The following is a 19793-nucleotide window of genomic DNA, read 5'->3' as shown; positions in this document are numbered from 1 at the left end:
GGCGGAGTTCTGGCCGACCGGCCGGCTGGTCAGGGAACGACCACCACCGGCCAGCGGCCCTGCTTGACCAGCCGGGTCGCGACCGAGCCGACGAACCGGTGCCCCGCCTGCGCGGACGCCCCGACGACCAGCATGTCCGCCTTCAGCTCGTCGGCCGCGGCGCGCAGTTCCGCGTACGGATCACCGCGGCGCACCGTGAACGTGATGGGCAGGCCCATCTCCTCGGCGGCCTGGCGCACCTGGGCGCGCAGCTCGTCGGCCAGCTCCTCGGCGGTCTGCACCGCCGCCGCCGCGGCCTGGCCGTAGATCGAGGCGACGAGTCCGGCCGACTCCCCCACGAACACCACGACCAGGCGGCTGCGCTGGCGGCGGGCCAGGCCCGCGGCGTACGCGGCGGCCCGCTCCGACGGCGGGCTGCCGTCCACGCCCACCATGATCACTCGCGGGCCGTCGGTGCCTCGCTCGAAAGCGCACGGGGCGGCCGCCGGACCGTAGTGCTCGGTGCGCTGCTGCGGCAGGTCCACGATTCGGCCGCCCTGCTCAGGCCCGGCCCAGCGCCGGAGCCGACTCGCCGAGCCCGCCCGCCGACGCCTGCGAGCGCACGGGGGCGTCGGCGTGTGACGGCCACGGGGTGGACGGCGCGTACGCGAACGCGGGTGCCTGCACACGGGCGTCGGCGTGCGACGGCGCAGCGTAGGCCGGTGCCGGTGCCGGTGCCGGTGCCGGTGCCGGGGCCGGGGCGTAGGCGGGGGCCGGGGCGTGGGAGCGGGCGTCGGCGTGCGACGGGACCGGGGCCGCCGGCGCGGGGGCGACGGGTTCGGGTGCCGGGGCCGGGGCGCCGGAGCGCAGCACGATGTCGGGCAGCAGCAGTGCGGCGATGACGCCGACCGCGCCGATGGCCGCGGAGATGAGGAAGATGTGGCCGGTGGCGTCGCCGTACGCCTCGCGGACGATGGTCTGGGCCATCGGCGGCAGCGTCTTGAGGTTCAGCGAGCCGCCGCCCGAGCCCGCGGGCAGCCCCGCCGCGGCCAGGTGGTCGGCGATGATCGACTGGACCCGGTTGGCCAGCACCGCGCCGAGCACCGAGACGCCGATGGTGCCGCCGAGCGAGCGGAAGAAGGTCACCGAGCCGGTGGCCGCGCCGAGGTCCTTCATGGCGGCGGTGTTCTGCACCGCGAGGACCAGGTTCTGCATGGTCATGCCGACGCCGAGGCCGACGAGCAGCATGCCCACGCTGATCACGGTCAGCGGCGTGTCATGGTCGATGAACGACAGCCCGAGGAAGCCCGCGACCAGCACGATCGCGCCGGTGACGATGTACGGCTTGACCTTGCCGGACTTGGTGACCATGCGGCCGGTGACGGTCGAGGAGACCAGCACGCCGAACATCAGCGGCATGGTGAGCAGGCCGGCCTCGGTCGGGGTGTAGCCGCGGCCGATCTGGAAGTACTGGCCGAGGAACACCGAGCCGCCGAACATGGCCATGCCGACCGCGAGGCTGGCGACGATCGACAGCGCGGGGACGCGCTTGCTGATCACGGTGATCGGCACGACCGGGCTCTCCGCCCGCAGTTCCACCCACACCGCCGCGGCCAGCACCAGCAGCGCCGCGCCGACCATGGCGAAGGTCTGCCAGGACAGCCAGTCGAACGAGTTGCCGACGAACGACACCCAGACCAGCAGCGTGCTCACGCCGATGGCGATCAGGGCCGCGCCCAGGTAGTCGATCTTCGCCTTGACCCGGTGTCCGTGCGGCAGGTCCAGGGTCAGCCACAGCAGCGCGAAGGCGATCGCGGCGATCGGCACGCCGATGAAGAAGCACCAGCGCCAGCCCAGCCACGAGGTGTCCACGATCAGGCCGCCGAGCAGCGGACCGGCCAGCGTGGCGACGGCCATCACGCCGCCGAGGTAGCCGTTGTACCGGCCGCGCTCGCGGGGCGGGATCATCGCCGCGATCACGATCTGGACCAGGGCCTGCAGGCCGCCGACGCCGATGCCCTGCACCGCGCGGGCCGCGATGACCTGGCTGGTGTCCTGGGCGAACCCGCTGAGCAGCGAGCCGATCACGAAGATCACGATGGCGATCTGGACCAGGAGTTTCTTGCTGAACATGTCCGCCAGGCGCCCCCAGACCGGGGTGGTCGCGGTGGCGGCGAGCAGGGTCGCGGTGACGACCCAGGTGTACTGCGTCTGGGTGCCGTTCAGTTCGCCGACGATACGGGGCAGCGCGGTGGACACGATGGTCGAACTGATCATGGCGACGAACAGCACGAGCAGCAGCCCGCTCAGGGACTCCAGGATCTCGCGGTGGCCCATGCGCAGGTGGCGGGGGATGTGGCCGGGGTTGCTCATGGCATCGAATATGGCACTGAATTTGCACAGTGTGCAAAGTTTCCCGATGTGCATTTCGCCACGCCGACCGGTATCGTCTCCTGCTCGTGGAGCCGACGAGCGAGCCGACGCCGACCCTGCGCGAACGCAAGAAGGAAGCGACCAGGCAGGCCCTGCACGAAGCCGTGCTGCGCCTGGCCGTCGAACGCGGCCTGGACGCGGTGACCGTGGACGCCATCGCCGACGAGGCCAACGTGTCCCGGCGCACCTTCTCCAACTACTTCGCCAACAAGGAGGACGCCCTCCTGTACGGCGACCGGATGCGCGTCAACGCGCTGCTGGAGCTGCTGCGCGCCCGCCCCGCCGGGGAGACCCCGTGGCAGGCGCTGACCAACGCGGCGGTCACCCACTTCGAGCAGATCGGCGAGGTCGACCCGAACTGGGTCGCGCAGACCCGGCTGCTGCGCCGCCACCCGTCCCTGCTCGCCCAGCAGGCGGCCGCCCAGACCTTGCTGGAACACGAACTCGCCGCCGAGGTCGCCGCCCGCGACCCCGGCCACGCCGACGAGCCGATGCGCTCGCGCGTGCTGGCCGCCGTCTTCATGACCGCGCTGCGCACCGTGTTCGGGCTGTGGGTCGAGCAGGGTGGCGGGGCCGCCCTGCCCGTGGCCGTGCGAGCCGGGCTGGACCGCGCCGCCGAGCCGTTCGCGTAGCGGCATGCCTGCCCCGGCGGCGGCCGAACGCGCTCGGCTTTCAGCAAACTTTGCGCTGTGTGCAGCGTTACGAGTCGCTCGCCATGCGACCCGCGAGCGGTATGGTCCGTGATCGTGAAGGCACTTCGCCGACGTAGCGCGCCGAGGATCTGCCGACGCCAGGCCCGGCCCTACCGGTCCCCGCGCCGGCAGGCCGCGATACCCGGGCAGCGGACTGCGGCCCGTCGCCACCCGCGCCCGCCCGAGGAGCCATCCCCGCGCACGTCCGCGGCGCTCAGAGCGCCCGCTCCCGTCTGTCGGCGCTGGCTGCGCGGGCTGCTGCCGGTGGCCGTGGTCGTGCTGGCGCTGGTGACCGTACGCGACCAGATCCCCGGCCTCGACCAGATCAAGCCGGTCGTCGCCGACGGCGACCTCGCCTGGATCGGCGTCGCGCTGCTCGCCGAGATCCTGTCGATGTCGCTGTTCGCCCGCCAGCAGACGAACCTGCTCAAGGGCGTCGGGGTGACCGCCCGGCTGGGCGGCGCGCTGGCCCTGGCCTACACCCGCTCCGCGCTGTCGATCAGCATGCCCGCCGGCACCGCGGTGTCCGCCGGGTACGCGTACCAGCGTTTCCGCCGCTGGGGCGCGAGCCGCGAGGCGGCGACCGCCGTCATGATCATGTCGGGCGTCAGCTCGTTCGTCGCCCTCGCACTGCTGTATGTCGCGGGCTTCCTGCTCACCTTCCTCGCCTCGCCGGTGTCGACCTGGCGCGACCAGCCCGTGCTGACCCCCGCGGTGCTGGGCGTCAGCGCCGCGACGGCCGCCCTGCTGGTGCGGCACCGGGTCCGGGCGCGCGCCTCGCTGACCATCGACGGGCCGGTCGACGAGGAGGACCTCGACTTCCTGGCCACCGCCCCGGACACCGCCGACGCCGGGCGACCCGCCCGGTCCGGGCTCGTACGCACGCAGCTGCGCCGACTCGGGCAGCTGATGCGCGACGTGGCCGCGGTCGCCGAGACCATGCCGCGCCGGTACCGCACCGCCGCGCTGGGGCTGTCCGCGCTCAACTGGCTCGCCGACCTCGCCTGCCTGGTCGCCGTCGCGCAGGCCTTCCACCTGCCGCTGGACCTGCTCCAGCTCGGCACGGTCTACGTGGCGGCGCAGCTGGTCCGGCAGATTCCGATCACACCCGGCGGCATCGGCGTCATCGAGGCGACGCTGCTCGCCGCGCTGACCGCCGCGGGCGCGGAACCGGCCGCCGCCGCGGCGACCGTGCTCGGCTACCGGCTGCTGTCCTGCTGGCTGGTCATCCCCGCCGGCCTGACCACCTGGGCGTTCCTGCGCCGCGCCGACAACCGCGCGAGCACCGCCGCGGCTGCTGACCTCGTGGCGGAACCGGTTTCGGCCGTCCCGGCCCCGACACCGGTCGCGGCGACCCCGGCGGCGACGAAGGCCTGACGCGGCCGCTCACCACTGGGTCGCGGGTTGCGCCACCTCGCGACCGCCGGTGTGCACCATGGGAACGTGGTTGGCGGCCGGCTTCGGCAGCGCCTCCACGCACGCCTGAGAGCACGCGTTGACCAGCAGCGGGAGCACGTCGGAGCCGACGCCTCGTGAGATCCAGACCTGGCGTGTCTCACCGTCGGTCAGGGCTTGGTCGCACACGCTGCAGGAGAGGATCTCGTCCGCGCCCCACCGGCCCGGATCAGGCGTCGCGGGCGGTCGGCCGGTTTCGGCGAGCTTCGGAAACGACAGCCGCGTCTTGTAGTTGCCGTACACCGCCCGGGTGCTGACCGTGCTGTCGACCAGCTGCGGGCACCGGGTCAGCTCGTACGGGAACCAGTGCAGCCGGTAGGAGGTGTACGGCTCGAACACCTTCAGGTTGCGCATCAGCCCGATCTGCGGCGGGATCCGCACCAGGTTGCTGCCGTACAGCACCAGGTGTTTCACCTCGGTCAACGTGCCGATCGACGCGGGCAGGGTGACCACCTGCCGCCGTTCCTGCGCGCTCAGCTCCGCCAGCGGCGTGAACTTCTCCCGGCCGTCGGCCGCCGCCTGATTGATCAGGTCCAGCAGCCGCAGCCAGCCCGGGGCCCGCGTGTCCTGCCGGTCGCGGTGGAAGCGCTTCTCCTGCTTGGGCTGCGCCATGCACCGGCAGGTATCGCGGGCGGACTCCGGGTCGCCAGGACCGGCCGCGTCACCGAAGCGGTTCACGAACACCTGCGGCTGCTCTACGTCAGACATGGCGGCACGATAGCCCGCTCTGGCCGGTCCGGATGCCCAGCGGGGTCCGATGATCCGGTCTGTGGTCGCTGAACGTCGCTATAGCAGCGTCGGGCGTCCACAAAAACGGATCATGGTAGCGCTTCGGGTCCGCGGTCCGCCGAAGACGCGGCGGCCTCCGGTGTGGATGAGGCACGCCATGCCCAGCGGCCCAGCGCCAGCACCGTGAGCACCTCGAAGGTGGCCAGGCCGCGTTCCACGAAGCCGAGCGGGATGACATCCCACCACGGCATGCCGGTGTACGGCGTGAGCAGGTACGCGCCGATGATGACGCTGAAGAAGGCGAGCGCGGCCAGCGCGGGGATCGCGGTCAGCCAGACGCTGCGCCGCCAGCGCCGCTCCCGCCGCCACATGACGGTGACCAGCAGCGCGCCCAGGGGCAGGCTGAGGAACGCGACGAGGCTCGCCATCCGGTGGATGTGCCCGTGCAGCGACGGCCCGACCGACCAGTCGTGCTTCGGGAAGTACACCACCGCGGCCAGGCCCGCCGACCACAGCAGCAGGCCGAGCGAGGCGAACGACGCGGGCCGGATCAGCTTCGCGTACGCCAGCGCCACGAACACGGCCAGCGAACCCGCGGCGAGGATCAGCACCCCGAGGTTGAACACCCAGCCGGTCTCGTAGTAGGCGTACTCGCTGATGGTGCGGCGGATCGGGCTGATCGCGGCGGTCGGCGGCAGCACGTGCAGGGCGGACACGGCCAGCACCCCGGCGACGACGGCGGCGAACCCGGCGGCCGCGAAGGTGCGGCCGAGGGAGGCGGACGGCATGCCTCGATCATCCCGCATCGCCGGCATGCGTGGGTGTCCGCAGCGCGCGGACCGACGCACCGTCCGGTGTCGTCAGACGGAGGCGGGAGCCGGCTCTGCCGCTGCGGTCTCCGCCTGGACCACGGCCCGGCCCGATCGCCAGGCGAGCAGTCCCGCGCCGACCGCGAGCACGGCGCACACCGGCCACAGCGCGCCCGGGGCGAGCCCGTAGAGCAGTGCGCCGAGCGGGGCGGCCAGCATGGTTCCGCTGGTCGCGGCTCCGGTGTAGAGGCCCTGGTAGCGGCCGGTCAGTTCGGCCGGGGCACGGTCGAGCACGTGCGCGGTGGCGGTGGTCTTGTAGAGGATCTCCCCGGCGGTCAGCACCACCATCGCGGCGATCACCACGGCCGCGGTGGACCCGAGCCCGAACACCGCCATGCCGACCCCGACCAGCGTGTACCCCACGGCGATGATGGCCGTGGCGGGCAGCCGCCGCAGCAGCATGGTCACCGGGATCTCCAGCAGCAGGATCAGCCCGGAGCCGACGGCGAGCACGGCGGCGTACACGGTCAGCTGCTGCCCGTTGTCGCGCAGGTAGACGGGCAGGGTCGAATACAGCTGCCGGTAGACGACGTCGACCACGACGATCGCGGGCAGCAGCATCAGCAGGCCTCGGTCGGCGAGCACGCTGCGCCACAGCCCGGCGGGCGCGGCGCCGGCGGGCGCGGGTTGCCGCTCCGGTTCGGCGCGCAGCAGCGCGGCGGTGACCGCCCGGACGGCCAGGATGACCAGGCCGTCGATGACGAACAGGGCGGTGAAGTGCTCGACGGCGAGCAGTGCGCCGACCGGCGGTCCGATGACGCAGCCGGCGTTGAACGCGGCCCGGCTGATCGCCACGGCGCGCCGCCGGTCGCCGGGCGGCACCGCCAGCGCGGTGAGCGCGCCCTGCGAGGTGCCGGCGGTCGCGCCGCTGTAGCCGAGCAGGGCCGTGGACACGGCCAGCAGCGCCACCGGCGTCCACGGCACGAGCAGGGTGACGGTGCCCGCGACCGTCGAGGCGAGCAGCATGACCCGGCGGTGGCCGTACCGGTCGCCGAACCAGCCGCCGGTGAAGTTGCCGGCCAGCAGGCCGACGCCGAGCGCGCCGCTGATCAGGCCGGCCTGCTCCAGGGGCAGCTGGCGGGGCCCGGTCAGGTAGAGGAAGAGGAACGTGAAGACGAACGACCCGGCGGCGTTGACGAATCGTCCGACAGCGAGGATCCACACGACCCGGGGTATGTCACGCACGCACGCACCCTAGAGCGCGTGATCATGATCGCGCAAAGGCGTTACCGCAGCGGGTCGTGGCCCCAGTTCATCAGGGAGTACCGCCAGGGCGTCTCGGTGACGTCGCCGGACGGGCGCTGGGCGAGGTGCCGGTGCACGTATCCGACGACCTTGCGCATGTGGGCGAGGTCCGCGTCGCTGAGGTCGGCCTTCTTCGTCCGCAGCAGCCCGACGATGCGCCGCCCGGAGGCGTGCCCGGTCGACTCGCCGCCGCCTTTCTTCTGCCCGACCGCGGTGGAGTCCGCGCTGTCGAGCCACTTCTCCAGTGCGGCCGGGGTCATGTTGACCGCGTCGCCGAAGTCGCGGTAGGTCTGGTCGCGCTCGTCAGCGTTCACGGCGCAGCGCCTCCGGCTTGTGCACCGCGTCGCGGCCGGTCTTGTCGCTGGTCACGCGGTACTGCGGGTCGTCGCCCGAGGCGGCCACCTCGCGTCCGGCGGCTTCGGTGCGGTCGGTGATCTTCTCCTCGACGGTGCCGTGCACGGTCTGCCCGTGACTCCGCCAGGTCACTTTGTCGCCTTTGCGAAGTTTCTTCTGTTCCCCCATGGCCAGGTCAGTTCCCGGCCTGACGGCGGCGAAACCTCGCCGCGCTGGACGCCACCGCCTACTGTGCACGCGTTCCCTCTGCACTTTCAGGGAAGGCGCACGAAAATCGCCGTCCATTGATGCAGTTTCCCCGAAAGTGCAGTTCGGTCCTCGTCACCGCGTCCGAAGGAGATTTCATGCACATCACCGCGCATCTGGACGTCGACGTCGTCGCCGTGGAGACCGACGACCAGCTGTCGGTGCTCATCGAGCTGACCGCGCCGCCCGCCCCGGCCGCCGCCGGTCCCCGCCCGCCGCAGACGCTACAGGTGGTGCTCGACCGCAGCGGCTCGATGGACAGCGGACGCCTCGACGGCGCGAAGACGGCGCTGCTAGGGCTGATCGACCGGCTCGACCCGCAGGACAACTTCGGCCTGGTCGCCTTCGACGACCGGGTCGAGCTGACCGTCCCGGCCGGCAAGCTGACCGACAAGCTCGCGGTCAAACGGGCCGTTGCGGGCCTGCACGCCCGCGGCGGCACCGACCTGTCCGCCGGATACCTGCGCGGGCTGCAGGAGGCCAAGCGGGTCGCCGGAGAGGGTGGAGCACGGCTGCTGCTGGTGTCGGACGGGCACGCCAACGCGGGCGTCACCGACCCCGAGGCGCTCGGCGGGGTGGCCGCCAAGGCGTACGCGGACAGGGTCACCTCGTCCACGCTCGGGTTCGGACTCGGCTACGACGAGCGGCTGATGTCGGCGATTGCCCGGGGCGGGATGGGCAACGAGCTGTTCGCCGAGGAGGCCGACACCGCCTCCGCACAGATCGCCGGGGAGGTCGACGGCCTGCTGTCGCAGACCGCGCAGGCCGCGTCACTGCAGATCACGCTGTCGCCCGAGGTCCGGGCGGTGCAGATCCTCAACGACCTGCCGGTGACGGCGACGGGCAAGACCATGCTGGCCGAGCTGGGCGCGTTCTACGCCGACGAGACCCGCAAGCTGCTGCTGGTGTTCGACGTCCCGGCGATCGCGGCGCTCGGCCTGGCGCAGGTCGCGACGTGCGAGTTCACCTGGGTGGAGCTGCCGAGCCTGACCCAGCACACGGTGACGGTGCCGCTGCACGTCAACGTGGTGCCCGGCGACCAGGCCGCGGGCCGAGTGCCCGACCCGGTCGTCCGCACCGAGCTGGTTTACCTGCAGGTTCAGAAGATCAAGCGCCGCGCCTCGGCGCACCTGAGCGCCAGCTCGGTCCGCCGGGCGCTCGACGAGATCCGCCAGGCGCAGCGCGCGGTCGACGACGTGCTGAAAGACGCCCCCGATTTCCTGCGCGCCGACCTGGACGAGGAGGCGTCGTCGCTGAGGTATCTGGCCGAGCAGACCGAGCAGGGCATGATCGCGCGGGCCGCGAAGTACTCGTCGTCGGACTCGTCGTACAAGTCCCGCAGCCGCGGCAGGAATCTGCCGCCGACCACGGGCGGCCCGGCGAACGAGCCGAAGTCAAGTGGCGACACGTCCGGCGGGCCGCAGGCCCCGCGCAACCACTGACCCCCGCGTCGGCGCACGCGCCAGGAGGCGATGACCGGGCGGCCCGGGTCCGGACAGGACCCGGGCCGCCGGTGTCCGACCACGACTGCTCCGCGGGGCCTACTCGGTGCCCCAGGTGAGCACCAGCCAGGCGTCTTCGAGGCGGGTGTCGTCGAAGTGCCAGGTGAACGCGCCCAGCGCGGCGGGCGGGGTCACCGCGTCGGGCAGCCTGCCCCAGAGCACTCCGGGCGGGGCGCCGTCGGCGGACAGCGCGAGCACCGGCTGCGTGCCCGCCGCGTCGGCGGTGACGGTGACCGTGGTGGCCGCGCCCGGCTGGGCGTACACCTCGATCCGGCGCAGCACCGCGCTGCCGGTGTCGGCCCAGAACGGGTAGTGCTCGGGCCGCAGGGTGACCGTGAACGGGGTGCGGGCCGCCGCGGGCGCGGAGCGGAACTTCGCCCACGCCGTCGGGAAGTCCTGGCGCAGCGACAACAGCCGCACGTTGCCGACCGCGCCCGCCGCGGCGATGCGTTCGGCCAGGGCCGTCTCGGCCGCCTGGCGCAGCGGCAGGCCGCCGTCGCGGGCGGTCATCCGCAGGTGCAGGATCACGTCCGGGATGGCCAGGTAGTCGTGCTGGCGCAGCTTCGGCAGCTCGATGCGCCAGGTGCCGATCGCGCCCTGGCCTTCGAACGGGCCGAGGCGCTCATCGCGGCCGTTCGGGCCGTCGAAGGTCCCCCAGTCGCCGACCGCGTTGCTGGTCGCGATCGACTCGACGCGGCCGTAGCTGTCGCGGAAGCGCTCGGTGTCCTCGCCGTCGCGCTCGTACGCGCCGTCGGCCAGCTGCGGGGTGACCCGGATGCTGCTGTGCAGCAGGGTAAGGGTGCAGGCGACGGTGGTCTGCGGCCCGGCGGTGGCCGGCATGCTCACCCCGACGGCGCGCAGCCGCCGGAAGTAGTGCCCGGGATAGTCCTGGTCGAACAGGTCCTCGGTCAGGATGACCTCGCAGAACCCGTACGTGCGCAACCGCATGAGCGCCCCGGGGTCGAGCTGGCGCAGGCTGACGTTCTTGGTCAGCTCCAGCTCGCGCCGGTTCAGGTCGTGGTAGGCGTGCTCCATGCGCTTGACGTCCAGCAGCAGCCGCTCCCCCGCCAGCAGCCCCTCCTTGCCGGTGGCGTAGCCGGGCTGCACGAACGACTGCCCGGGGTCGCCGAGTTCGTACTGCAGCGCCCGTTCGGCCTTGCGGGCCACCTCGACGGCCAGGCTCAGCCCGGAGTTGTACAGGGCCCGGATCTCCCGGCGCAGCCAGGTGTACAGGGCGGCGGTGCTGGTCTTGGTCGCGCCGTCCACCTTCTCCCCGGCCAGGAACTGCTCGATCTGCTCGGCCTCGGCGATCTGCTGCTGGTGGTTGCGGAACTCCTGCTCGCTCAACGCCTCGCGGATCTGCGCGGCCCGCCAGTGCTTGAGCGTCACCGCGAGGTCGGCCAGGGCCTGGTTGCTCTGGTAGGACCAGTCGAGCTGGCGGCGGGCGTACGAGCCGACCTTGCCCGCGACCGCGGCGGTGTGCGACCGGGACTCGGCGGTCTGCTTGTCGTAGGACGCGTTCCAGGAGACCCCGGCGGCCAGGTTGCCGCCGCCGAACGAGATGGTGCCGCCGGTGCCGAACGGCTCGAAGCGCGCCCCGAAGGTCGGGATCATGCTCAGCATCGCGGCCAGCGAGTCGCCGTCCATCGCCTTGTCCCGCGACGACTGGGCCAGCTTGAGGAACTCCAGCTCCTTGGCCTCGTACGAGGAGACGAGCTTGCCGTCGGCGTCGGCCAGGTTCTTGGCGATGTCGACCTCCAGCGGCCGCGGCTGCGGGCCGGGCTCCTCGCCGGAGGTGAACTTCAGGGTCGCCATCGCGGCCCGGTCCAGGTCGTCCAGGCCGGGCACGACGATCTCCGCGTCGGGTTTGCCGAGCTGCAACTCGTAGTAGCGGTAGCGGGTCAGCGCGGACGCGAACGACTTCTGCACGCCCTCGCGGGCCTTGACCGCCTCCTGCCACTGCTGGAAGCGCACCAGCTCGGCGCGCTGGAGCAGGCTGCGCTCGTACCGGGCGCGCAGCGCGTACAGCGTCTCGGCGTCCTGCTTCTCGATCGCCGACAGCAGGTGCGCGCCCAGCGAGCTGACGTCGCGGGCCAGCTCGGCCGCCTTGTGCACGAGCACCGAGAAGCGCACCAGCGGCGCGGGCTGGTGCAGGCCGGCCAGCACCGAGGACACGTCGAGGCCGGCGGCGGCGGCCTTGGCCAGCAGCGCCGGGTCGATCGGCGGGTCGAACAGGGGCAGCTGGCGGAACACGCCCTGCAGGTTCAGGCTGTTGCGGATCTTGAAGAGGCGGTCGGCGACGGTGTCCCAGTAGCCGAGCAGCTTCTCGTTGGGCGGCACGCAGAAATACAGCGCGCCGCCGATGCTGGCGACGGTCTGCAGCGCGGCCGCGTCCGACGGGGCGCTGGGCGGGGGCAGCTTGTCGAACGGGATGTCGACTTCCAGCTCGGTGAACGTGTTGCCGAGCGCGTCGAGTTTCGGGCGCAGCGACTCGTAGGACTGCGGCTGCTGCCAGCCCTTGCGCGGCACCGCCTGCGGGCGCGGGCCGAGCAGCTGCGCGGCGAGCACGTACAGCTGGGTGGCCTCGCCGATCGACTCGCCGTTGTCCTCGGCGAACAGGCGGTCGCCCCAGGCGATGAGGTTGTCCAGGTAGAGCGTGACGGTCTTGACCATGTAGGCGCTCTGCCGCCAGCGGGCCACCACGTGCGGGCGGAACGGGTGGTCCTTCCAGTCGTGGATGGCGGCCAGGGTGTCTTCGAGCAGTTTCTTGTCGGCCTGGGTGGACAGGTTGGCCAGCACCTTCTCGATGCTGACGACCTCCAGCTCGTGGAAGCGGCGCACCTTCCAGAACCGCATCGGCGACGGGTCGACACCGGTCGCGGTCGGGTCGAAGACGTAGTGCAGCCAGCGCTGGCAGTCCTCGTTGCGCTGGGCGCGCATCAGGTGCGTCGCGATCGCGATCGGCACGTGGTAGAACAGCTCCCAGTTGTAGCAGGAGTACGCGCCGGTGGCGGTGAAGTCGAGGTCCTTGACCGGGTGGTCGCCGGTGACCCGGGCGCTGGGCGCGTACGCGGCGAAGAACTCCTCGTACAGGCGCGGCCGGGGCCGGCCGTCGGGCAGGGTCTTGACCTTGCCGTCGGGCGTGCGCAGGTAGTCGGTGTCGGCCGCCTGCAGGCCGCTGACCGAGCGCTCCACCAGCTCGTGGATCAGCTCGTGCACGTACGGGTGGAAGTGGCCGAAGAAGCGGTACGCCAGCTCCCGCTCGACGACCGTCGTCCGGTTTATCTTGTACGCGCCGAGCTGGCTCGCCAGCGCGCTGCCCCCGTGGAACTGCTGGACGAGCTGGTCCTTGGCGATCACAACGCGCCTCCGGAGAAGAAGTGCCCGCCCTGCGGGCCGATGACGGTGTCGCCGAACGCGACGGTCTTGCCCAGCGCGGTCATCTCGTCGAACCTGGGCTCGATCTGGTACAGCACCCGGGGATCGACCTCCCACTGCGGCGGGCCGGGCGGCACCGGCACGTGCGCGACCAGCGGCGGCAGCTCGAAGTGCGGCTCGATCAGCGGCGTGGTGAAGATCAGCCGGTCGCCCTGCTCGATGGTGCGCTCGGTGAGCTGCGGCTCGACCCAGAAGGTGGCGTGCTCGTCGGCGACGAAGAACGGCAGCACCAGGTTGCCGACGTCGGAGGGCAGCCCGCCGATCGGGGTGCCGTTGGTGACCAGCGTGTACTCGGAGATCTTGCCGAGGATGGCCAGCTTGGTCGGGCAGGCGGGCTGCTGCACGCCGTTCTTCGTGGTGATCTTGTCGACGTAGAACGACGACAGCGTGCCCGTGGCGTCCCAGCGGCCCTGGTCGCCGTCGGTAATCTCGGCGAACGGCGGGCGCGGCGGCTGCGCCGCGGTCTTCAGCGTCGGCGTCGCGTGCCTGCTGACGACCCGGAACGCGGTGTTGAGCCGCCCGGTCAGGTGGACCCACACGGCCCCGTCGGCGGCCGTCGTCGCGTGCACGTGCTCCTCCTTCGGGTCGAACGACACCATCGCCCCGAGCGGCACCTTCAGCACGCCGCTCGAACCGGCCGGGCTCCACTCGCGGCCGAAGCGGTGCGTCCAGCCGAGCTTGACGTTGACCGACAGCAGCGCCGACAGCCCGGACAGCTGGCCGAACGTCAGCGTCGCCGCGCCCTCGCCGGCGAGCGGGCCGGGGTCGGGCTTGCCGGGTTCGGGCACGAAAGTGACCCAGAAGATGTGCACCCGGTCGCGCCACTTCGCGATGGCGACGTGGTCGCCCTCGATCTCGGCGGTGACCGGCGACCACGGCGTCCAGGACCGGTGCGCCAGGGTGCGGTAGAAGTACTTGTGCGGCGCGGCGAACGTGCGCCCGACGACGTGCACGACGTTGTCGGACGGGTCGGGGGCCTGCTCGACGTACACGGCGCGGATGTCCAGGCGGGCGATCTCGTCCAGGCCGCGCAGGTAGCCGAAGAGCGCGTCCTCGGCGTCGTCATTGGTCAGGTCGGTCTGCGTCAGCGCGCTCTCCAGCTCCTGGAACAGGTGCGTCTTGTCGTCGCGGAACTCCGGCTCCAGCCAGTTCGGGGTCCACACCAGGATCTTCAGGTTGGCCTCGCTGACCCGGTAGCGCTTCATCCAGGCGAAGTGCGCAGCGTCGATGACCGACGGGCTGACCTTCGGCTCCAGGTTGAGCAGGCAGCGTTGGATGAACAGCTGCACCGAGGAGATCGCCTGGCGCAGCCGGGAGGTCTGCACGACGGGTTCGGTGCCGGGGTCGACGAGGAAGATCTCGTACAGCTGCTCCAGCCGGTCCAGGTCCATCGTCTGCAGCAGGTGCGCCACGAGCGCGTCGCGGCGGGCCTGGCGCAGCCGGTCGGCGATCGGCTTGACCACGGCCCGCCACACCTCGGGCGCGTAGCGGGCGCGCAGGGTGTCGCGTATCCCCTGGGCGACGGCCGCGTCGGGTTCCGGGTCGGCCCAGCCCGACAGCACCGCCGGGCTCACCCCGAACCGTCCGGCGAGCTGCAGCAGCCGCCACAGCCGGGCCAGGCCGCGCTCGTCGGCCAGCGCGGTGGCCTCGACCGGGTAAGGGTCGCCGGCACCGGCGGTGGCGGTGACGCCGAGCAGGTCCATCGCCGCGCGCACCGCCGCCGGGTCGCGGCGGGTGACCGCGCCGACCGCCGCGGCGAGACCGGCGAGGGTCTGCTCCCGCGCGTCGGCGGCCGTCACGTCGGCCGGGAAGGCGCGGCGGGCGGCGGCGAGCAGCGGCGTCAGGTCCGCGCCCAGCTCACCCTTCAGCCGGGCGTACGCGCACAGCCGCAGCACCTGCGCGAACAGCTTGCGCGCCCGCACGTCGGTGTCGTCGGCGGCCCTGGTCGGCAGCTCCCCCAGATCCAGCCCGTCGAAGTCGGCCGGGTGCGTGAGCAGGTAGTTGGCCTCGGCCGCGTCGAGACCCAGCACACCGAGCAGCTCCGTCGTCTTGCCCAGCAGCAGGTGCGCCCGGTGCAGCGCCTCCACCCCGTCACGCGGGTAGGTGATCAGCTGCGTGACCGGCCCCTGCGGCACCGTCTCGCCCTGCACCAGCAGCACCGGCGTGACCGTCCCGGCGGCCCACACGGTGATCGCGTACGGCTGCCCGGCCGCCAGCTCGGTGAACGCCGACGGCTCAAGCGCGGCCGACGAGGTCGTGGTGTGCAGGAGCGGATCGGCGAGGTGACCGAACCGGACCGACACCAGGGTGCCGGCGGGCAGCCCCGCGACCGTGAACCGGTACGGCCCGGTCGCGGGCACCTCGACATGACCGGTCAGCGTCACCGCACCGCCCGCGGTGTCGGTGCTCAGGCCCGGCCCGGCCGCGGCCGCGTAAGCGCCCAGCAGCGCCTGGCCGGGCTGGTCGGGCCGGTCCAGCAGCGCCGTGTCGGTGAGCAGCGACTCGGTGAACGCGGACGCGGTGCCCAGGTCGGCGGCCACGGCCGTGATCACGGCCTGCCGGATCAGCCGGTCCCGCAGGTACGGCAGCAGCGCCCCGGCGAGCAGGGCACGCCGGTCGCGGTCCGCGGCGGCGGTCAGCGGCGGCGCGGCGAACAGCGTGTCGAAGTCGCCCGCCGCCAGGAACCCGGTCTCGCCGACCCCGGGAACCGTGGTTCGCAGCAGGTGCCGGTCGAACAGCGCCCGGCCCTGGGCCTGCACGTCGTCGAGCAGCCCCGCCAGATACGCGGGCTGCGCCCCGGTGACCGCGGCGAGCAGCGCGGCCCGTTCGCCGTCGCGCAGCACGCCGCGGTGCACCAGCTGCTGCTCCTGGCGCACCGGGTCGTACACGACGGTGACCTGTGGCAGCGCGGCGAAGTCGGCCGGGTCGAGGGCGGCGGCCGGGGCGGCGGGCCGGACCGCGCGCAGCGGCACGGTGTCGGTCCACATGCCGAACAGGGCCTCGGTGACGTCGGCCGGGAACACCAGCGCGAGCCGGGCGCGCAGCACGTCGTCGGTGAACAGCGCCGGGTCGGCGGGCACCGCGTTTTCGGCCCGGATCCGGGTGATCTCCGCCGCGAGGCCGCGCAGCAGCGCGAACGGCGGCTCGGCGGCGGCCCGGTGCGGGCCCAGCGGGTCGAACCGGTGCCGCAGGAGGAAGTTCAGCCGCTCGACGCCCAGGTCCTTGACCGCCCGCACCGCGTCGACGAACGCCATGGTCTGCGTGAACGCGTGGTCGTCGGCGAGGTCGGCGATCGGGGCCGCCGCGGTCGGCGTGAACGGGTCCAGGCCGGTCAGGCCCTTGAGCGTGAGCAGGTCCGCGACCGGCAGTTTCAGCAGCCGGGCCAGTAGCGCGTGTCGGTGCAGCACCGACACGACCGGCATGGTCAGCGGTGCGTCGTCGACGGTGTGCGCGGTCGCCGCGGCCAGGATCGCCGCGATGTCGTCGGCGGTCAGCCGCAGCGCCGACTGCACCGCCGCCAGGTGCGCTTTGAGCAGCACCGAGGCGTCCGACACGTAGTCGCCGAGGGGGTGGTCGAACGCCGGGTCGGCGGTCGGCAGCGCGCCGGACCGGAACAGCTCGGTGTAGTGCCGGTCGTCCAGGTCGGCCCACAGGGCGAGCAGGTCGGTGCGGCCGCGTTTGCCGGCCTTGAGGTCGGCCGCGAGCACGTCCAGGTGGGCCAGGCCGAGCAGGGCGCTGCGCAGCGCAGCGCCGATCGTGCCGGCCGTGCGGGGATCGGGGGTGGTCGGCAGGAACGTCAGCAGCGCCCGGTCGAGGTCCTCTATCGGGCGGCGCAGCCGGCGCTGCATCCGTACGAACAGGTTGAGCAGCAGGAAGTCGAAGGGCTGGGCGGAGGTGCCGTCGAGGCGGCGCAGCACGGTGTTGGTGAAGCCCGGGTCGGCCCCGGGGTCGGCGAGCACCAGCACGCTGCCGAGGGCGGTCAGGTCGACGCCCTGCAGCCAGGTCACGCCCGCCGAGCCGAGCTTGGCCTCCAGGGCGGCCTGCTCCTCGGCGGTGAACGGCGCGTGCCCGGCGGCGGCCCGGTAGCGCAGCGCGTCCTCCATGCTCAGGTCGAGGCGGCGCAGGGTGGCCAGCCCGGCCAGGCCGGGGTTGGCGAACCCGGTGCGCACCAGGGCGACCAGCTCGCGGTAGGTCACGCCGAGCCGCCGGGACAGGGTCACCGCGCCGGACAGCTCGGTGAGCGCCTGCGCCTCGGTGACCGTGCCGTCGTAGCCGTACAGCGTGGTCCAGGTGGGCAGCGGGTTCGCGGCGGTGAGCAGGCGCTGCTCGTCGGGGGTGAGCCCGAGGCGTTCGAGGAACACCGCGGCCCGGCCGTAGGGTTCGGTCCCGGCCGGGTACAGCGCGTCGGTGGGGCGCAGCGTGTCGAGCAGCGTCCACAGGGGCGCGTCGAAGTGGTCGCAGAACTCGCGCACCGTGGTCAGGAACAGGTCGAACGGCAGCGTGAGCGGGTAGCGGGCGGCCTGGAGCGTGGTGTACGCCTTGGCGAGCTGGTTCGCCGGTTCGGCGATCAGGTTCTCGCCGGCCGCGTTGCCGGTGTCGTACACCGGCATGCCGGTCAGGGTGCCCTCGGCGGTGTACTGCTCCAGGATCTCGTTCACGATGTCCAGGTAGGGCAGCGCCGTGTTGGTGTTCTCACAGGTCAGCGGCAGCTTCGGCAGGTCGGGGCGGCGCTGGGTGAGCACCTCGTACGGCGTCATCGGCGCGGGTTCGCCGTCGGCCTGCCACGCCGGGATGTCCGCGTACGGGTACGGCGCGCCGCCGTGCGCGGTCTTCCAGTCGGCCAGCCGCTTGGCCCACGCCTCCGGTGCGGGGTCGAGGAAACGCAGCAGGTTCACCAGGTACGCGGCCGGGCCGAGGATCGAGCGGCAGTGGTCGCACTCGCAGAAGTCCATCGAGCCGAACAGTGTCTCCAGCGTCGGATACTGCTTGATCAGCTCGCTATTGGCCGCCGCGACGGCTTCGGCGGGCGGGCTCGCCACCGGCAGCACGACCTCCGCGCCCGCCTGCTGCACCACCCCGAGGAAGCTGTAGACGACCGTGGTGACCTGCTGCGCCTTGCGGTAGATCCGGTCGGCGATCTGCGGCCCGGCGAACAGGTGCGCCTTGGTGTCGAGGAACGTCTCGTACGACACCGCGGTGACGTCGAGCGCCGAGCCGAATCCGGCGGCGAGCATCGCCTGCATCGACTCGTCGTCCGGCGTCACCTGGTAGAGCCGGGCCAGCGTCTTGACCTGCGCGGTCGTCTTGGTGACCTGGTCGTCGCCCATACCCGCGAACAGCTCGCCGCCGTGCTCGGCCAGGAACGTGTTGACCGGGGTGCGGCCCAGCGCGAAGCCGTGCCGGTTCGCGGCGGTGTCCAGCACCCGGGCGACGTCGTCGCGGACCTCGTCGTGGCGCAGCGCGAGCGCACCGGTGGCGACCATGTCCCCGACGACCTGCGTCGGGTAGGACAGCCGCACCTTGCGGGCCAGGTCGGCGGCGTAGGCGGTGAGCCGCTCGGCGGTGTCCGCGCCGTCGTAGGCGGGCGGGATGAGCGCGTCGAGGCGTTCGGGGTCCTGGCCGGACAGTGCGGTGATCCGCTCGGACCAGCGGTCGGGCCGGTAGAGGCCGTCGCGGACCAGGGCCGGGCCGAGGTCGGCGGAGCCGTCCACGCCGCGCTGCAGGTCGCCGATCAGGTCGGCGTTGTTGAGGGTCAGGTGCGCCAGCCGGGCGCTGACCCGCAGCGTGTCGGTGGGCAGGCCGCGCCGCTCGGCGGCGTCCCAGAACCCGTCCACGTCCCGGTCCCGGCCGTGTTCGGTGAACAGGGTCTCCAGCACCGAGGTCTGCTCCTGCGGCAGCTTCGTGGTCGCCAGCACGTCGCCCCAGCTGGACACGGTGCCCGCGCCGACCATCCGCCGCCGGATCTTCACCGCGTACGCCTCGTGCGCCTGCACCGCGGCCCGGATCTGCTCCTCGTCGAGGCCGACCACCCCGGCCTCGACCGCGCCGCGCAACGCGCGGTCCACGGCTCCGGCGTCCACGCGCGCCAACTGCACCGGGTCGGTGGGCAACCCGGCGCGCAGCATGCCGTACAGGGCGGGCGGCTGCACACCGGTGCCGCGCGACAGCTTGTCTGCGGTCGCGGCCAGCGCCAGCAGCCGCGCGTCCCAGCTGGTCGCCGAGGCGAGCAGGGTCAGGTCGTTGGTGACGCCGTCCTCGACCGCGCTGCGCAGCCGCGCGTCACCCAGCATCGGGCGCACGTCGGAGTCGAGCCGTTCGTACTCGCCGGCCATCGGCCGCAGCCGGGCGGGCACCACCACGTTCAGCGGACCGTCGAACCGGCCCCGCAGCCCGTGCCGCACCCCGGTCAGCCGGATCTCGCCGCCCTCGCCGGCCTGCCGCGGAACGGACAGCCGGTCCTGCCTCGTCGCGCCGAGCTGCGACGCCTGTTCGACCTGCCCGGCCCGGCGCAGGTTCTGCCGGGCGTCGTGCCCGGACGTGTCGACGGCGGACACCTGCAGCCGCTCCACGACGTGCGGGTCGAGGCGCACCGTCGGCTCCTCGCCGGTCTCCGGCTCGGCTGCCCGGCGCACCGGCCGCCCGTCCTCGCCGTCGGTGACCGCGCGGACCTCCAGGTTGACCGGCCCGTCGCGCTCGACCGTCACCGAGTACGCGCCGTCACCGCCGGTCCGTGCCTCGGCGAGGACGTCGGCGCGGCCGTTGAAGCCGACGTCGACGAACCGCAGCGTCACGTCCGCGGCGGGCCGCCCGTCGTCGAAATAGGCGCGACCGCTGATCTGCATGCGTCCTTC

12 protein-coding genes are annotated in these 19793 nt (G+C 72.8%); 3 read left to right on the top strand and 9 right to left on the bottom strand.

The features are described 5' to 3' along the window. Positions 1-29: 29 nt before the first annotated feature. Positions 30-524 carry a universal stress protein gene (locus tag ACFQO7_RS02730; RefSeq protein ID WP_376804860.1) on the bottom strand — a complete coding sequence of 165 codons (495 nt, stop codon included), beginning with the start codon at positions 522-524 and terminating at the stop codon, positions 30-32. Positions 525-540: 16 nt separating this feature from the next. After that, positions 541-2352, bottom strand: coding sequence for an MDR family MFS transporter (locus ACFQO7_RS02725; RefSeq protein ID WP_376804859.1), 1812 nt, complete (start codon positions 2350-2352; stop codon positions 541-543). An 86-nt stretch (positions 2353-2438) separates the two neighbouring features. On the opposite strand from ACFQO7_RS02725, the gene ACFQO7_RS02720 reads away from it, so the two are divergent. Further along, on the top strand, positions 2439-3044 hold the full coding sequence (locus ACFQO7_RS02720; protein WP_376804858.1) for a TetR/AcrR family transcriptional regulator: 606 nt from the start codon (positions 2439-2441) through the stop codon (positions 3042-3044). 324 nt (positions 3045-3368) lie between these two features. Then, complete coding sequence (locus tag ACFQO7_RS02715) at positions 3369-4481, top strand: lysylphosphatidylglycerol synthase transmembrane domain-containing protein (RefSeq protein WP_376804857.1); 1113 nt, start codon at positions 3369-3371, stop codon at positions 4479-4481. A 9-nt stretch (positions 4482-4490) separates the two neighbouring features. Here the strand turns inward: ACFQO7_RS02715 and ACFQO7_RS02710 are convergent, their stop codons facing one another. From ACFQO7_RS02710 to ACFQO7_RS02690, 5 genes are all read right to left on the bottom strand, one after another. Beyond that, positions 4491-5267 carry a leucine-rich repeat domain-containing protein gene (locus tag ACFQO7_RS02710; RefSeq protein WP_376804856.1) on the bottom strand — a complete coding sequence of 259 codons (777 nt, stop codon included), beginning with the start codon at positions 5265-5267 and terminating at the stop codon, positions 4491-4493. Positions 5268-5377: 110 nt separating this feature from the next. Next, positions 5378-6076, bottom strand: coding sequence for a DUF998 domain-containing protein (locus ACFQO7_RS02705; protein ID WP_376804855.1), 699 nt, complete (start codon positions 6074-6076; stop codon positions 5378-5380). Between the two features lie 72 nt (positions 6077-6148). Further along, the gene (locus tag ACFQO7_RS02700) at positions 6149-7342 is read right to left on the bottom strand and encodes an MFS transporter (protein ID WP_376804854.1); all 1194 of its coding nucleotides are present in this window, start codon (positions 7340-7342) and stop codon (positions 6149-6151) included. Between the two features lie 41 nt (positions 7343-7383). Continuing rightward, positions 7384-7716: a DUF3140 domain-containing protein gene (locus tag ACFQO7_RS02695; RefSeq protein WP_376804853.1), complete on the bottom strand. Its 333-nt coding sequence runs from the start codon at positions 7714-7716 to the stop codon at positions 7384-7386. Then, positions 7706-7888, bottom strand: a complete 183-nt coding sequence (locus ACFQO7_RS02690) for a hypervirulence associated TUDOR domain-containing protein (protein ID WP_376804852.1) — start codon at positions 7886-7888, stop codon at positions 7706-7708. Before ACFQO7_RS02690 ends, ACFQO7_RS02695 begins: the two co-directional genes overlap by 11 nt. Before the next feature lie 212 nt (positions 7889-8100). Between ACFQO7_RS02690 and ACFQO7_RS02685 the strand changes: the two genes are divergently transcribed. After that, positions 8101-9444, top strand: coding sequence for a vWA domain-containing protein (locus ACFQO7_RS02685; protein WP_376804851.1), 1344 nt, complete (start codon positions 8101-8103; stop codon positions 9442-9444). A gap of 99 nt (positions 9445-9543) precedes the next feature. Here the strand turns inward: ACFQO7_RS02685 and ACFQO7_RS02680 are convergent, their stop codons facing one another. Then, positions 9544-12864, bottom strand: coding sequence for a Tc toxin subunit A-related protein (locus tag ACFQO7_RS02680; RefSeq protein ID WP_376804850.1), 3321 nt, complete (start codon positions 12862-12864; stop codon positions 9544-9546). After that, positions 12861-19784, bottom strand: coding sequence for a neuraminidase-like domain-containing protein (locus tag ACFQO7_RS02675; RefSeq protein WP_376804849.1), 6924 nt, complete (start codon positions 19782-19784; stop codon positions 12861-12863). Before ACFQO7_RS02675 ends, ACFQO7_RS02680 begins: the two co-directional genes overlap by 4 nt. Positions 19785-19793 lie beyond the last annotated feature (9 nt).

Origin of the sequence: Catellatospora aurea, assembly GCF_042663325.1 — a bacterium.
Classification (GTDB): domain Bacteria; phylum Actinomycetota; class Actinomycetes; order Mycobacteriales; family Micromonosporaceae; genus Catellatospora; species Catellatospora aurea.
The sequence above is the reverse complement of the archived record's forward strand: the minus strand, read 5'-3'. Positions and strand labels throughout refer to the sequence as shown.

Bases quoted from the DNA above. Each gene is read 5' to 3' on its own strand.
- ACFQO7_RS02725 (WP_376804859.1), bottom strand. From the start codon at position 2,352: ATGAGCAACCCCGGCCACATCCCCCGCCACCTGCGCATGGGCCACCGC.
- ACFQO7_RS02710 (WP_376804856.1), bottom strand. From the start codon at position 5,267: ATGTCTGACGTAGAGCAGCCGCAGGTGTTCGTGAACCGCTTCGGTGAC.
- ACFQO7_RS02705 (WP_376804855.1), bottom strand. From the start codon at position 6,076: ATGCCGTCCGCCTCCCTCGGCCGCACCTTCGCGGCCGCCGGGTTCGCC.
- ACFQO7_RS02685 (WP_376804851.1), top strand. From the start codon at position 8,101: ATGCACATCACCGCGCATCTGGACGTCGACGTCGTCGCCGTGGAGACC.
- ACFQO7_RS02675 (WP_376804849.1), bottom strand. From the start codon at position 19,784: ATGCAGATCAGCGGTCGCGCCTATTTCGACGACGGGCGGCCCGCCGCG.